This is a genomic window from Vibrio lentus, from assembly GCF_030409755.1.
Taxonomy (GTDB): Bacteria; Pseudomonadota; Gammaproteobacteria; order Enterobacterales; family Vibrionaceae; genus Vibrio; species Vibrio lentus.
The window spans coordinates 626628-641229 of record NZ_JAUFQE010000002.1; the positions used below are offsets into that span (position 1 = coordinate 626628).

The 14602-nt window shown below is 42.9% G+C and carries 15 protein-coding genes; 5 read left to right on the forward strand and 10 right to left on the reverse strand.

The window, feature by feature from the left end; genetic code table 11:
* Positions 1–82 precede the first annotated feature (82 nt).
* Positions 83–1303: a putative manganese transporter gene (locus QWZ07_RS11245; RefSeq protein ID WP_102560878.1), complete on the reverse strand. Its 1221-nt coding sequence runs from the start codon at positions 1301–1303 to the stop codon at positions 83–85.
* Positions 1304–1504: 201 nt separating this feature from the next.
* On the opposite strand from QWZ07_RS11245, the gene QWZ07_RS11250 reads away from it, so the two are divergent.
* Both QWZ07_RS11250 and QWZ07_RS11255 read left to right on the forward strand, forming a co-directional pair.
* The gene (locus QWZ07_RS11250) at positions 1505–2410 is read left to right on the forward strand and encodes a manganese-dependent inorganic pyrophosphatase (protein ID WP_017104082.1); all 906 of its coding nucleotides are present in this window, start codon (positions 1505–1507) and stop codon (positions 2408–2410) included.
* A gap of 140 nt (positions 2411–2550) precedes the next feature.
* Positions 2551–2940: a DUF2750 domain-containing protein gene (locus tag QWZ07_RS11255; RefSeq protein ID WP_004734596.1), complete on the forward strand. Its 390-nt coding sequence runs from the start codon at positions 2551–2553 to the stop codon at positions 2938–2940.
* A 96-nt stretch (positions 2941–3036) separates the two neighbouring features.
* Here the strand turns inward: QWZ07_RS11255 and QWZ07_RS11260 are convergent, their stop codons facing one another.
* From QWZ07_RS11260 to pspF, 9 genes are all read right to left on the reverse strand, one after another.
* On the reverse strand, positions 3037–3972 hold the full coding sequence (locus QWZ07_RS11260) for a glycosyltransferase family 2 protein (RefSeq protein ID WP_192852727.1): 936 nt from the start codon (positions 3970–3972) through the stop codon (positions 3037–3039).
* A complete protein-coding gene (locus QWZ07_RS11265) occupies positions 3965–5557 on the reverse strand; it encodes a hypothetical protein (protein WP_192852728.1) in 1593 nt (530 codons plus the stop codon). The genes QWZ07_RS11260 and QWZ07_RS11265 overlap by 8 nt, the downstream gene beginning before the upstream one ends.
* A 79-nt stretch (positions 5558–5636) precedes the next feature.
* Positions 5637–6491 carry a DUF2927 domain-containing protein gene (locus tag QWZ07_RS11270; protein ID WP_225998393.1) on the reverse strand — a complete coding sequence of 285 codons (855 nt, stop codon included), beginning with the start codon at positions 6489–6491 and terminating at the stop codon, positions 5637–5639.
* 38 nt (positions 6492–6529) lie between these two features.
* Positions 6530–7312 carry a peptide ABC transporter ATP-binding protein gene (locus QWZ07_RS11275; RefSeq protein WP_017108396.1) on the reverse strand — a complete coding sequence of 261 codons (783 nt, stop codon included), beginning with the start codon at positions 7310–7312 and terminating at the stop codon, positions 6530–6532.
* On the reverse strand, positions 7309–8310 hold the full coding sequence (locus QWZ07_RS11280) for a peptide ABC transporter ATP-binding protein (protein WP_017109900.1): 1002 nt from the start codon (positions 8308–8310) through the stop codon (positions 7309–7311). Before QWZ07_RS11280 ends, QWZ07_RS11275 begins: the two co-directional genes overlap by 4 nt.
* A complete protein-coding gene (locus tag QWZ07_RS11285) occupies positions 8310–9197 on the reverse strand; it encodes an ABC transporter permease subunit (RefSeq protein ID WP_017108394.1) in 888 nt (295 codons plus the stop codon). The genes QWZ07_RS11280 and QWZ07_RS11285 overlap by 1 nt, the downstream gene beginning before the upstream one ends.
* Positions 9184–10146 carry an ABC transporter permease gene (locus tag QWZ07_RS11290; RefSeq protein WP_017108393.1) on the reverse strand — a complete coding sequence of 321 codons (963 nt, stop codon included), beginning with the start codon at positions 10144–10146 and terminating at the stop codon, positions 9184–9186. Before QWZ07_RS11290 ends, QWZ07_RS11285 begins: the two co-directional genes overlap by 14 nt.
* Positions 10146–11768, reverse strand: coding sequence for an ABC transporter substrate-binding protein SapA (gene sapA, locus QWZ07_RS11295; protein WP_192852729.1), 1623 nt, complete (start codon positions 11766–11768; stop codon positions 10146–10148). Before sapA ends, QWZ07_RS11290 begins: the two co-directional genes overlap by 1 nt.
* A 102-nt stretch (positions 11769–11870) precedes the next feature.
* Complete coding sequence (pspF, locus tag QWZ07_RS11300) at positions 11871–12893, reverse strand: phage shock protein operon transcriptional activator (protein ID WP_192852730.1); 1023 nt, start codon at positions 12891–12893, stop codon at positions 11871–11873.
* A gap of 299 nt (positions 12894–13192) precedes the next feature.
* Here pspF and pspA point away from each other — a divergent pair, with 299 nt between their 5' ends.
* Genes pspA through pspC form a run of 3 tightly spaced genes read left to right on the forward strand, consistent with a single transcriptional unit; the run spans position 13193 to position 14492 of the window.
* Positions 13193–13864, forward strand: a complete 672-nt coding sequence (pspA, locus tag QWZ07_RS11305; protein WP_004734604.1) for a phage shock protein PspA — start codon at positions 13193–13195, stop codon at positions 13862–13864.
* 15 nt (positions 13865–13879) lie between these two features.
* Entirely contained in the window at positions 13880–14113 is a 234-nt protein-coding gene (gene pspB, locus QWZ07_RS11310; protein WP_009848775.1) for an envelope stress response membrane protein PspB, read from the forward strand.
* A complete protein-coding gene (gene pspC / locus QWZ07_RS11315) occupies positions 14106–14492 on the forward strand; it encodes an envelope stress response membrane protein PspC (RefSeq protein ID WP_032499058.1) in 387 nt (128 codons plus the stop codon). Before pspB ends, pspC begins: the two co-directional genes overlap by 8 nt.
* Positions 14493–14602 lie beyond the last annotated feature (110 nt).

Consider the following 14602-nt stretch of genomic DNA (forward strand, 5'->3'; position numbering starts at 1 on the left):
TTAAGCTTGAACTCTAGATATCAACCGGAGACTTGGATAGAAACTTAATCTTCGATTATAAACCTAAGCCTTGAGCGTCAAGCTACAGTTCGAACATAAACCAATAACCGTATGCACAAATCAAAGCGGGCACACTGGAATACAAGGTCGCGACAAGCGCCGCTTTCGGTGCCATTGCAATCGCTGGGAATAGCGCATCACCATCATTCGAAATAGCGTTACCGACTTGAGCCGAGAGTGGCAGGGCACCTGAAAGATAAAGACTCGTCACCAGTAGCTGAGGACCACAGCCAGGTAATAGCCCCATCAACACGCCAGCCAGGGGGAGCATGATGCCCCAACTTGAGAATAGCGTCGCAAAATCCACATTTGCTATCACAGAGCCAAATTCAAAGAAAAGAAAGGCTACTACAACCCAAGCTGTCACGAAGTTAGTATCTTGAGCGGTTTTTTGTAGCGGGTGTGAGCCAACACACTTCTCATCTTCACTGACGGCCGATTTATAATCTTCAATTTCACGAGTCAGACCCCATAGAAACATCGAGCTAATCAGCAAGATAGTGCCTGTCCATTCCATCGACATTTCAGGTAACGCAAGCAACTCGTTTACGTCGACTTGAAAAGAGCCAAGTAGGGCTACCGCAGCACCGGGAATAATAAGTACAGACCATAAGTAGCCCTGTAGGTTAATCGCCTTTTTAGAAACGGCTTCTTTGTCTTCCTCTTGAGATTGTGATGAACAGCTACGCGCTGCTTCATTTTTTTCTGACTGTTTCGGACGTAAGAAGTCATCAGCGTGAAATAGGTTGATGATGCGACCTGACGCTGTACCGACAATGACGCCCATTGCCATCATGGCTAAGCCTGTTTTAGGTTCGCTCGCAATCAACAAGAAGGCAGCGTCACCCATGGTGGAAACCAGTACAGCAACGACGGCTCCAAATCCCAACTTCCCGGAAATAAATTGCGTGGTAACGACTATCGCACCACCACAACCAGGCAATGCCCCCATTAGCGCAGCAAACACCACTTGGTTAGACCGAGACTGATGTACGAGCTTGTTGAAGACGTTGTCTTTATTGATGTACAAGCTTAACCAGTGGTAAATGGCTAACGTTAAAGCGACATAACAAGATACCGCCCAGAATGCGTCTGACAAGGTCGTTACCGTCAGCTCTCGTGTAGCTGGGGCCGCAACCAATGCTGCAAGTGAAATCGGCAATAGCAGGCGCTTAAAAGACAGTGAAAACTGAGTTGTTTTCGCAGCGCTACTGCTTGGCAAAAAAGAGATTAGTCGATCCATAGGTGTTACTCAAAATTAGTGGCTTGAGATAAATATATACGAATGATAATAATTATCAATTGCATTTGTTGTTTTTTTATCTATTGTTACCATTGGCTAAACCTAGGAAACATGACCAATCTAAAAAAATGAGGTAAAGTATGGCTAATAAAGAGAGGCTCTAAAGGTAGAGTCATAATTGTTAGTGTAATAGGAAGAAACATGATTTTAGTTGTTGGTCACAAAAACCCTGATAGTGACAGTATTTGTAGTGCGTTAGTTGCAACGGAGCTTCTTAAAGCTCGTGGCGAGGAAGCGACACCAATTCGCCAAGGCGAGATCAACCGCGAAACTCAACACATTCTAGAAGTCGCTGGTGCTGAAAAGCCAGAGCTTCGTACTTCTGTTGCTGGTGAGAAAATCTGGCTAGTAGACTACTCAGATCTAGCACAAGCACCAGACGATGTTGCTGAAGCAGAGATCGTAGGCATTGTCGATCACCACCGTCTAGGTGACGTGATGACAGTTAACCCTATGGAAGCTTGGATCTGGCCTGTTGGTTGTACAAACACTGTACTTTTCAACATGTTCAAGATTGAAGGTCACGCTATCTCTCAACAGATCGCTAAACTGATGATGTCTGCAATTCTTTCAGACACGGTTGGTTTTGCTTCTCCAACATGTACTCAAAAAGACAAAGACGCTGTTGCTGAGCTTGCTGAAATCGCTGGCGTAACAGACGTTGATGCTTTCATCAAAGCACTTCTAATTGCTAAAACAAACATCGAAGGCTTATCTGCTGCACAGCTAGTAGAAAAAGACCTTAAAGGCTACCCATTCAACGGTCGCGATGTTGTTGTTGGTCAAGTTGAGCTTGCTACTCTTGAGCAAGTAGACGGCATGATCGAAGCGCTAGAAGCTGATCTTGAAGCGCGTTGTGAGAAAGATGGTCTAGCGTTTGCTGCAGTAATGCTGACAGATATCACTACAGCTCAAACTCGTCTTCTATACAAAGGTGAGTGGGCTGATAAGTTGGTTAAATTCGAGAAAGACGGTGTATTGATGATGGAAAATACACTGAGCCGTAAGAAGCAAGGTTGGCCTTGGCTTCAAGGCGAGCTTGTTTAACCAAGTCGCTTAATTATAAACGCCTGCTAATTTAGCAGGCGTTTTTCTTTGAAGTAGACTTTCTTCTCAATAGAAATATTTGAAGTTAATGCTACTCAGCATAAAATGAACAAAGTTACTGACTAACGTAGGAAATTAAGATGACTACACAGCTAGACGATAAAAAAATCGCTGAAATTAATAAGTATACGGGTGAGCAACGCCTGAAATACTGTGTGAAAGAAATCGTAGCAAACCGTGAAGTATGGATCTTAACCGATGAGCACGGTTGTGTGATGTTGAACACCGAAGACGAAGATTGTGTTCCAGTATGGCCAAACCAAGAGTTCGCAGAATCGTGGGCAACGGGTGATTGGTCTGAGTGTAAAGCTGAGTCTATCTCTTTGAACAAGTGGCACAGTCGTTGGACTAACGGTCTAGAAGACGATGAACTTGCCGTTGTGGTATTCCCGAACGAGCAAGAAGAAGGGGTTATCTTGTTCCCTGACGAATTCGATTTTGAACTGAAGAAGCAAGCTGCTAAGCGCTAATTCTCTCGTCAAATTGTAAGCCAGCGTTGTCTTTTGTTAGACAGCGCTTTAGCCATGTTCTATTGCTTCAGTTCGACGAATAAATTAGAACCACCCTTATTTCTTCTTAATCGCCTTCTCTTTTATTAGGTATATCGGTCTAGATTTGGCCTCCATATAGATTCTACCTATGTATTCCCCTAGAACACCGATACTGATCAACTGAACTCCACCAAAAAATACAATCGCAACAAATATGGAAGCAAAACCATCTGTATCACCACCGGTGATGAGGGTATACAGTGTAATATACCCTCCATATATAAAAGCAATACTGGAGAAAATAAAACCAAGAAATCCCCAAAATCGCAGTGGAACTATACTGAAGCTTGTTAGGCCATCTAAAGCATGACAGATCAGTTTTGTATAATTGAATTTTGTATTTCCAGAATGGCGCTCTACTCTGTCAAATTCAATAATAGCGACATCGTAACCTACCCATGATAATAACCCTTGCATATATCTGGAGCGTTCTTCTAAGGTGTTGATAGCGGCGACAACACGTTGACTCATTAATCGGAAATCTCCAACATTTGAATGAAGATGCTGGTCTCCCATCTTGTCCATTAGGTAATAATAGAAGGTTGCTGAGTTTCTTTTAAGCCAAGAGTCTTTTGAGCGACTGCCTCGCTTAGCAAGTACTATGTCTTTCCCTGATTTCCATAGTTCGATCATTTTTGGAATTAGATTAGGGGGATCTTGTAGGTCAACATCCATTGGTATTACAGCGTCCCCCTTAGCGTAATTGAGCCCTGCTGTCAGTGCTGCGTCTTTACCAAAATTTCTAGTGAAGGATATAAAATAAATATTATTATGTTCTTCCTTAATCAGTTTTACTTTCATTAAAGTCGAATCAATAGACCCATCATCGATGAATATTATCTCGAAGTCATAATCCAAGTTTTCAAAAATTTTTGATATTTCTGATGTAAAAGGAATTAGGCTATTTTCCTCGTTAAATACGGGGCATATTATACTTATAAGTTTACTCATCTGAAATCCTTTTATAGATTGTAAACTCCATGTCTCTGTATTTTCTAATAATTATAGTATCAAATATTGCATATTTATTTAATTCTTCAGATATGACAGAGTTTGCTTTAATGAAGTCTATAAATGAAAACTCTGGAGGAAGTCTTTTAAGTTCTTTACTGGTTTCTATAATTATTATTTCAGGGGAATTAGATACAATGTCATTTTTTATAGATTCTATAACTAGTTTTAAAACATCCCGGCTTTCCTCATTATCACTATTCACGTGATTAGGTAATGACCACATCGCCGGAAACTTGTTAACCCATTGTAACTGGCTATGCCTAGCTATCGAATTTATAGGGTAAAGTGTGGTCGTTATTGCGAAGACCTTGTCTTGAGGGGTTGAAGACAATGCTATTGAATTAAATAAAGGTGATAAATGACGGTTTTCCTCGTTATCCAAAACGATACTAACTAAGCTGTCTATATTGTTGTGATTGACAGATAAATTGCTGTTTGGCAAGACATTGTAGTAACTCATGCTGTGTAAATAAGCAAGGGAACAAATGGCTAAAGATAGTGGTATTATATCTTTGAATCTTCGCTTGGTACGTAAACTGACTATTGATGAATACATAAACAAAAAAATAAAAAATAAGGTTAAATTAGCGCTCAGGAGTAAGTGATAACTGAATCCGGTTCTGCCTACTAAAAAAGTCGCAATAGAAGATAGATATATAAATATTAAATAATTTACTGTAGTTAATAGAGGTGAGTTGCGGCTGTGTGTATAGACATATCTTAATGGAAGAAAAGACACTAGCAGCAAAATAACTGGTAATAAAAAGAGATCTTCTATTGATATAAAATAAGAAGAGTAGGATATAGATGCTAATGGAACTACTGTTGAAAAATACGTGTTATGATTTAAGTAAACAAACGAAACATATACTAACCCAATTGATAATATAAAGATGTTTTCTTTCCTAAATATTGTTTTAATGGACTTTAAATGATAGGAAAGATAGAACTCGGATACTAAAAAAACCATTGCATATTGTGGTTTTAATGAAATGGCTAAAGCTATAATTAGAATGTTAGCAATTATAACTTTCTTACTTGGAGTTATTCCTAGTAGCCTTATTGATATCATGCTGCAATATGAAAGGAACGAACTGGTGATGATATGTTCTCGTTGAAGAAAATCATTAGGGAACGTAAAGAAAAGACAGAAGGATAGAGTTAAGGCGAGCAATAATCCATTTTTTATTTTAATAAAATTGTATAGTATTATACTAGAGCATAAAAATATGTAGATTAACATCCCCCCTCTTAAGGCTGATATGTCATTGATATTTAAAAAAGAACCAATTGAAATGAATAGTTTATAAATATAAACAATGAGAGGGGGATTAACTTCGTAGAATTGAAGATAAAAATCACTACCTTCTGAGTAAATAGCCATTTGAGATAAGAAGGAGACATCCGCATTTAGAATCATGGATGACTGTATGTAAAAAGCCTGAACGGAGAATAGAAAAATCAGGCATAAACCTAAATTATAATCTCGCCACTTAAAAGGCTGTTTGATTTGGTCTTCCAAGCGGTCTCCTTTCCTTTTAATCCATTTAGATTATTGTAGGAAAGAAATTCTGATTTCACCGTTTATTTTGATAGTTTTATTAGTATCCAATCAGTAGATACAAAGGCGCCTGCTGTGCTGCTTTAGAAGCTTGTTGAAGAATGCCTGTTTCGCTGTATCTCTTCAGTATTTTTCGGACAATGGGCTTTGCTTTTGTTTCGGTCATTCCAACCTTCAATTCTGGTTCATACAACAGCTTTAGTAGTACCACATCTAGTGGCGATAATAAGTCTTCAGGCGTGTAGTCATTGAATATAGAAGGGTAGGCTTTGTCTGAGTCATTGGGTAACCCAAGCACCTGTGTGATCTCTTCAACAATACAGGCGACCAGCTTTCCTCTTGCTCTCGCTTGATCCACTGGGATCACAATCCCTGCATATACAATCTCCCCTTTGGAATTAGTTCGATAGCCTGCAGTACAGATGGCGCTGTTTAGATGCTGTGTCGATTTCAGTTTGAGTACAGTTTTGGCTTCAGCTATCCACTGACTCTGCCTTGTGTATATCCATTTAACGTTTGCATCCGATTCTCTAGTGACGATTTTAATCGGATGTTGCGTGACTTTCGCTAGGTGCTGGATGTGCAATTCGGTGAGTTCTTGATGAAGCTCTTCGTCGCCAACTCGGTGGTCGATCCATATTTTGATTGGACGTTTCCATTTGGCGAGCGGTTTGTTGCCTTGAGCGTATTCATGGCGTAACGCGACATCATAAAATGCGTTTTCGACAAACGTTTTATCAAGCCAAGTGAGTGGAGTGCTGGCAGCGTTGAAAGAAAGTAGTGCTAATAACGGAAATGTTAATATAGGGAATGCAAGTAAGAGAGCTTGTGTGAGGTTTGGAATTCGTATCAACAAGTGTTTCTCCTCCTTGAGAACCACATCGAAACCTCCCATCTCTACGTTCTTATTAGCGATGGGAGCGAATTTGTGAGCTAGTGGTTCGGTGCTTTGAAGAAATGGCTTTCTACCAGTCTTTGAGTGATCTGGTGGGTTGGGTTGGTGAGCACTTCATGTGTTTCCCCAGACTCAACGACGTTTCCTTCGTGCATGACAATGATCTTATCTGTGATGTGTTTAACGATACCGATATGCTGAGACACATAAACAAATGATACGCCCATCTCTTCTTGCAGTTCTAAGAACAGGTTGATGATCTGAGAACGCATCGCCATGTCTAAACCGTTCAACGCTTCGTCCGCAACAATGATCGATGGTTGAAGGATTAAAGCGCGCGCCAAACATACTCTTTGTTTTTGACCTGCAGCCAGCATTTGCGGGTAAAAGTAAGCGTGCTCTGGTAAGAGTCCAACACGCAACAAAGTTTCCTTCACACGCTTCATACGGGCTTCTGGAGGCATGCCCGTGTTTCGCTTTAAAGGGCCTTCGAGGATTCGACCGATCTGTATGCGCGGATTCAGCGATGTGTTGGGATCTTGGAAGATCATACGAATCAGCTTACAGCGCGTTGAATAGTCTTTGTGCTCTAGCCTTTCACCGTTAACACGAATCTCGCCTGATGTTGGTTCAACCATACCTGCAAGCATTCGAGCCAATGTCGATTTTCCAGAGCCATTTTGACCAATAAAACCAATAGTTTGACCGGCCTCCAGACTAAAGCTCACAGGTTTCACTGCCTGATGGATCTTCTTACGGAAAAGACCAGAGCGTGTCGTAAAGTCTTTTGATAACTCGCTGACTTCTAATAATGCACTCATGATTTCTTTTTCTTCTCCATATTGAGAGGGAAGTGACAATTAAATTTGTGGCTTTTAATACGTTTGGTATGAGGGATCTCGACACACTGTCTTTGTGCGTAAGGACAGCGTGGCCCTAATCGGCAACCAATCGGTAGATGCTGCAATGGAGGGATTGACCCTGGTAGCGACTGCAATTTTTCTTTGTGTGGAATCCAATCGTTGAAGTCGGGCATCGCTTTGAGCAGCGCGACGGTATAGGGGTGCTTTGGCACATCCAACAGTTTGGCTGTATCCGCTGATTCTACTGACTGGCCACAATACATCACGGTGATTCGTGTTGCCCATTGAGTAATGGTCGTTAAATCGTGACCAATGAGGAGAATCGTCGTGTTGTGAAGTTGATTCATCCGACTCAGCAGGCGCAAAATCTGTGATTGTGTAATTGGATCGAGATCGTTTGTCGGCTCATCGGCAATCAAGATCTTTGGCTTGGCTGCAATCGCCATCGCAATCATGACTTTTTGACATTCACCGTCAGTCAACTCATACGAATAGCTGTCCATCAGGCGAGAGTGATCTTTAATGCCGACTTTATGGAGTAGAGCAACGGCCTGCTTCTTACGCCATTTGAATCGTTGCCACCATCGACCTTCGAAGGAATATGAAGGAATCGATTCAATAAGTTGATGACCCACTTTTTCAGAGGGATCAAGACAGGAGGATGGTTCTTGGAAGATCATCGCGATATCGCGAGCAATCACACGACGTCGTTCTTTGGGTGTCAACTGAAGCAAATCGATATTGCCAAGGCGCATTCGGTCAGCAGACACTTTCCAGTTTTCTTTACAAACTCCGACGATCGCTTTCGCAACCAAGCTTTTACCCGAGCCTGATTCTCCCACCAGACCACGGATTTCCCCTTCATTCAGGGTCAGACTCATTCGGTCAACGGCTTTAACCATCCCTTGTGGGGTTTCAATTTCGATGGTTAGGTGTCGAATATCAAGTAACGGCATTATTCGATTCCTGCATTTAGCGCTTGGCGAACACCTTCACCCACGAGGTTAACAACGATAACGGTAAACATAATAGCTAAGCCGGGTAGGGTTACTGTCCATGGTGCTAGGTAAATTAGTTCAACTGAGTCACCCAAGATAGAGCCCCACTCAGTGCTCGGTGCTTGCGCGCCTAAGCCTAAGAAGCCCAAAGCGGTGATGTCGAGAATAGCGACAGACAGCGCCAGTGTAATCTCAAGCGCAACAACGGTCAGAATATTAGGAACAATTGAGTTCCATAACAAATAGAAGTCGTTCGCACCATCAAGACGCGAAGCCAGAATATAGTCTTTCTCTACCTCGGCATGCACGGCAATGTACACCGACCGGATAAAGCGTGGTATTAGAGCCAAACACAGCGCCAGTAAGATATTAAACTCACCAAAGCCGAGAAAAGCCACAAAGATGATCGCGAGCAGTAAGGAAGGAATCGACATAACGGTATCAAGCAAGTGGTTTAGCGTGCTTGATAGCAACCCACGAGTCATGCCTGCGAGAACGCCAATCAGGCATCCGATAACCGCTGCAATGAAGGTAATGATAACTGCTGCGCCAAAGGTTAGCTGTGAACCAATAATCAGACGAGAAAGAATGTCTCGACCCAAGTCATCGGTGCCAAGGAAATACTCTACAGTGCCAGCTGGATCCCAAGAGGGCGGTGTTAACAAATGTCCCGTTTGTTCTTGAGAATCATGTGGTGCCAACCAAGGTGAAGTTATCGTCACTAAAATGATCAGCCCCAAACACCATAACCCAAACATCGCTAGATTGTTGGCACGAAAGCTTCGCCAGAAACGTTCAAACTGGGTTGGAATTTGTTCTTCCTGGTAGACGTTATTTGTTAGCATACCATTCCTTCCTTACCAGTGGATTGACCATTGCACCCAACAGATCTGACAAAATATTCGCAGTCAGAACCAGCGTCGCGACCACAATCACGCCTGCTTGAATTGAAACGTAATCTTGATTAGACAGAGCATCGAGTAGCCAGCGGCCAATGCCCGGCCAGTTGAAGATAGACTCGGTGATAATAGCCAGCGTTAACATACTCGATAATTGAACACCGACTTTTGGAATGATCGGTGGAATCGCATTTCTTAGTACGTGCTGAGTGACGATCTCTCGCGTTGAAAGACCTTTAATTCGTGCTGCACGGATGTAGTTTTGTGTCATTACCTCCGCCACGGATGCACGCATCAGTCGAATAACCTGAGTGGTTGGCGCTAATGCCAAAACCAGACAAGGCAATGCCATATGCTCTATTACACTTTGTAGAGCGTGCGCGCGATATTTACCTTCGGCGAAGAACGCATCGATCATCGCAAATCCAGTCACATGTTCAATTTCATAAAGAAGATCGTAACGACCGCCAACTGGGAACATCTCGAAATGCAAAGAGAACACCATGATCATCAGCAACGCGACCCAAAAGATAGGGGCCGAATAACCTGCCATCGAGGTAAACGATATGGTGGTATCGACAAACTTGCCTTGTCTCATACCCGCAATCGTACCAAAAGGAATACCGATGAATAGCGCGAGAATAAAGGCGAAGAAACACAGCTCTAGAGTGGCAGGGAATACCACAACCAGCTCATCAATGATCGGCACACCATGCTTGCTCAAACCAAAGTTAAGTGTTGATAACTCGGTGATATAGCTAATCCAACCGGGCCAAAAATCTTGAATCGCCCAAGGTGAAGTTTGGTCTAGTCGAAGCAGGGAAAAGCCCACTAACGTAAGAATAGCGAGGGTAATAACGAATAAGTTAACGCGTCTCAGTGTGTACCAAAACATCAGCGCACCTCTCTTCTGACTTGATCAAAAGGTTGGGCATTGAACGGACTTTGTTTAAAGCCGGTCAGTGAACGGTCGTGCACGCGAAATTGCACGCCGTGAGCCAGAGGGATCACAGGAACTTCTTCATTGAGAATGTTTTGGGCTTGTCGATACAAGTTCACACGGTGCCTTTGTTGATTGATTTCCAAAGCGAGATCCAGAAGGAAATCAAAGTCTGAGTTACACCACATAGAAACGTTTAATCCGGCACGTTCAGAGCTGCAAGAAAGCAGGGGACGTAAGAAGTTATCTGGGTCACCCGTATTACCAATCCAGCCAGTCAGAAGCAGATCGGTAGAGGCGATAGAAGACAGCTGTGTGCGGTCGAACCGGTCATCGGTATAGAGCTTCAGTTCGATGCCTATATCGGCCAAGTTAGCTTGGATTAATTCTGCGGTTTTTCTTGGGCTCGGATTGTAAGCTCTTGGCTCTAGAGGCACCCACATTGACAGCTCTAGCCCAGGTTCTACGCCGGCTTCTTTAAGAAGCGCAACGGCATAATTGCGGTCATAGCGAACTTGAACACTGTCTTTTTGGTAAGCCCAAGAAGTTGGAGGCAACAGCGTGTAAGCTTTCGTGCCCGTACCGTAATAAACCGAGTCGAGAATGTTTTGGCGGTTGATGGCCAAATTCAACGCCTTTCTTACACGAGAGTCACGCAGTGCAGGGTGCTCAGTGTTGAGCGCGATGAAAGAGACATTCACCGCAGGCGTGGCGGAAATCTTTAACTCTTCATGAGCTTGAATAATTGGGATTTGGCTAGAGATCGGTGAATTCAACACGTCACATTCACTGCGAAGCAGTTTGGCCAGTGTTCCGGTACCACGTTGGGAAGTGTCGAACACAACTTGGTCCATGTGTACCTCACCCTTCCAGTAGTGCTTGTTCTTTTTCAAGCGCACTAGGTCATTGATTTGGTATTCGTCTAGGTAAAAGGGCCCCGTACCAACAGGCTTCGAGTCGAGTTCGTTTTTCTCGTCCGAGGCGACAAGCTTGTTGGCGTATTCTTTGGAGTGAATGACGGCGTAGCTGGTGGCGATATTGTTGAGAAATGAATTGTCTGGGCGACTTAATTGGAATTTTACGGTTAGGTCATCGACCGCCGTAATATCAACAATCAGGTTTTGAAAATCGATGCCAGCGAACCATGGATATAAACCGCCACCCACATAATGGAATGGGTTGGAGCTATCAACAATACGTTCGAAACTAAAGACCACATCTTGTGCGTTTAGGCTACGAGTCGGTGTAAACCAATCGGTGGTTTGGAACGAAACGTTTGGTCGTAATGTGAAGGTGTACTCTGTACCTGATTTGTCGACAGACCAGCTGGTTGCTAGGTTCTGTTTTGGTCGATATGTCATGGGATCAAGAGTGAGCAGCGTATCGAAGATTTGAGGACTCAACGATTCAGAGGTAATGCCACTATCAACCAGCTGCGGATTGAACGTACTAGGGTTACCTTGGCCACAATAAGTGAAGCCTTTTTCACGGATTTGCGCGTGATCGACACTTTCACCACATCCAGCTAAAAAGCCAAGCGTGCAGATGCTAAGTGATAGTCTTATTAGTGCTTTCATAAAAAGAAATACTTTTCGAAACGAGGCGTTAGAGGAGCCTCAAGATCCGGACAATTTAACATTTTATTTATTCGGCTCCAAATAATAATCAAGCGTGGACAGCTATTTATCGTTCGCTTGTCCGACAATCGCGTACTTCCTCACCATTCCACGTAATTGGTTGTAGGTTAACCCAAGTAATTCGGCGGCTTGTTTCTGGTTGTATTTACTTTGCTTTAAGGCTTGATTGAGTAGTTTGATATCTTGTTGTTCTTGCCATGCTTTGTAATCGAGAGGCAAAGAAAAAGCGCCTTCAGATGAAGTATGGCTGTTGGTTGGCTCATTGCCAGTTTCTTCAGCAGAATTTTGCTCAGTTTTCCATGCTGGTTGAAACGGATTAAACACCAAAGATTCAATAGGATATGGATTTCTACCGTGCTGGTAGATAGCACGTTCAACGACGTTTTTGAGTTCTCTCACATTCCCAGGCCAAGAATAATCCAATAACGCCTCAACAGCCGATGGCGCAAAGCCGACAAAAAGCTCCAATTCGAGCTCTCGACACATCTTGATGGCGTAATATTCGGCGAGCAACGTGATGTCCTCTTTTCTTTCGCGAAGAGGAGGAATGGTAATGACATCAAAGGCGAGTCTGTCTAAAAGATCAGGTCTGAATTCACCTTTGAGTGCCATTGCGGGCAAGTCGGCATTGGTTGCGCAGACTAGCCTGACATTGGCACTTAATGCCTTTTGCCCACCTACACGTTCGTACTGGCCGTATTCGATAACACGCAACAGTTTTTCTTGAACCGAAAGAGGGGTTGTTGCCAACTCATCTAAGAACAGCGTCCCACTTTCTGCTCTTTCAAAGCGCCCCTGATGACGGCCTTTTGAACCGGTAAAAGAGCCCGATTCATGACCAAACAACTCCGAGTCAATCAAACCCTCACTGAGTGTTGAGCAGTTCAGCGAGATCAAAGGTTGATCCCAGCGTCTTGAAAGGTAATGCAACCTTTGCGCGATCAGCTCTTTACCTGTACCACGCTCCCCGATGATCAGAATCGGTCTTTCGATTGGTGCTAATTGAGAAACTTTATCTAAAACAGAGAGAAAGCTTGGGGATTCACCAATAAGATTCTGCTGCATAGCGGGTCCTTGTCAGGTTTGAACACTGGTTGATGTGAGTCAGAGAGCTTTATTTAAATCGCTTAAGTAAGAGAGTAGTGGTGAAAAATACCAATACTTGGTTAAATTCATCATAGCATGGTTCGCGTTAATCACCATTTTATTGTAAGTGATTGAAAATAAATAGCTTAAAAGTTGGCACGCTACTTGGATTACTTATGGTAGGTTTAACAACAAACGTAAATTTGTGAGCAAGTGGATTGAGAAATCGAACATCGATTTAAAGCACATTTGCCATCATTGTAATTAAGGAGTTCCTCATGGGTATTTTTTCTCGCTTTGCAGACATTGTAAATTCAAACATCAGTGCATTATTGGATAAGGCTGAAGATCCTGAAAAGATGATTCGCCTGATTATCCAAGAAATGGAAGACACGCTGGTTGAGGTTCGCACGAACTCAGCAAAAGCAATCGCAGATAAGAAAGAGCTAGCGCGTAAAGTTGAAGCTATCGAAACTCAGATTCTAGATTGGCAAAATAAAGCGACGCTCGCGCTAACTAAGCAACGTGAAGATCTGGCAAGAGCTGCTTTAATCGAAAAGCAAAAGCTAGAAGACATCATCAAAAGCCTTCATACCGAGCAAACTTTGGTTCATGAAACCATCGAAAAGCTGACAAGTGAGATTGGCAAGCTTGAAACCAAAATCGCAGAAACACGTGCAAAGCAGCAAGCACTAATGATTCGTAATAATGCAGCAAGCAATCGTCGTGATGTTCAAAAGCATCTGCATTCAAGCAAAACCCACGAAGCAATGGCGAAGTTTGAGCAATTCTCGCGTAAAGTGGACGAATTAGAAGCTGAAGCGGACGTTTACGCCAAAACGGGTAACGCAAAATCGTTAGACCAAGAGTTTGCAGATCTACAAGCTCAAGATGAAATCGAAAAAGAGCTGGCGAAACTGAAGCAACAAGTTGAAAACCGCGATAAATAATTTTAGGAGTTGTCTATGTCAACATTTCTAATTGCAGGTCCACTGATTGTCTTTTTGATCTTCGTGGCACCGCTATGGTTATTCTTACATTACCGCAGCAAGAAGAAATCCAGTAATGGTCTTTCAGAAACCGATCTTCAGCGCTTGCACAAGCTTTCAGAGCAAGCAGAATCCATGCAAGATCGTGTAAAAACCCTGGAAAAAATACTGGATGCGGAGTCGCCAAACTGGAGACGAAACTATGAGTAGAGAATTGTATCGCGATCCCATTAACGGCAAATTATCGGGCGTGTGTGCAGGGTTAGCGAACTACTTTGGCCTTGAAGTTTGGTTGGTTCGTATCTTGGTTATCTCTGCTGCACTGCTTGGTGGTAGCTTTCTGGTATTGTTAGCGTATTTAGCTTTAACATTTATGCTGGAAAAACAACCACCTCAGTATGTCGACCAAATGAAAGCTAAGCAAGAACACACGCTGAAGCAAAAGCCTTGGGAAAAGGGGCAAACTGCAGAGTCTTTATTGGGCACTTTAGAGGGTGATTTCCAGACGTTAGAGACCAGTGTACGCAACATGGAAGCTTATGTTACTTCCGACACATTCAAAGTCGATCGTGCATTTAAGAACATGTAGTGTGTTACCCTAAAAATAATAGAGAACGGTTTAGGAAAATTTATCCCAAGCCGTTATTTTTTTAATAATTTTGTCTAAATAAATATTGTCATAACTGGTAACTTACATGT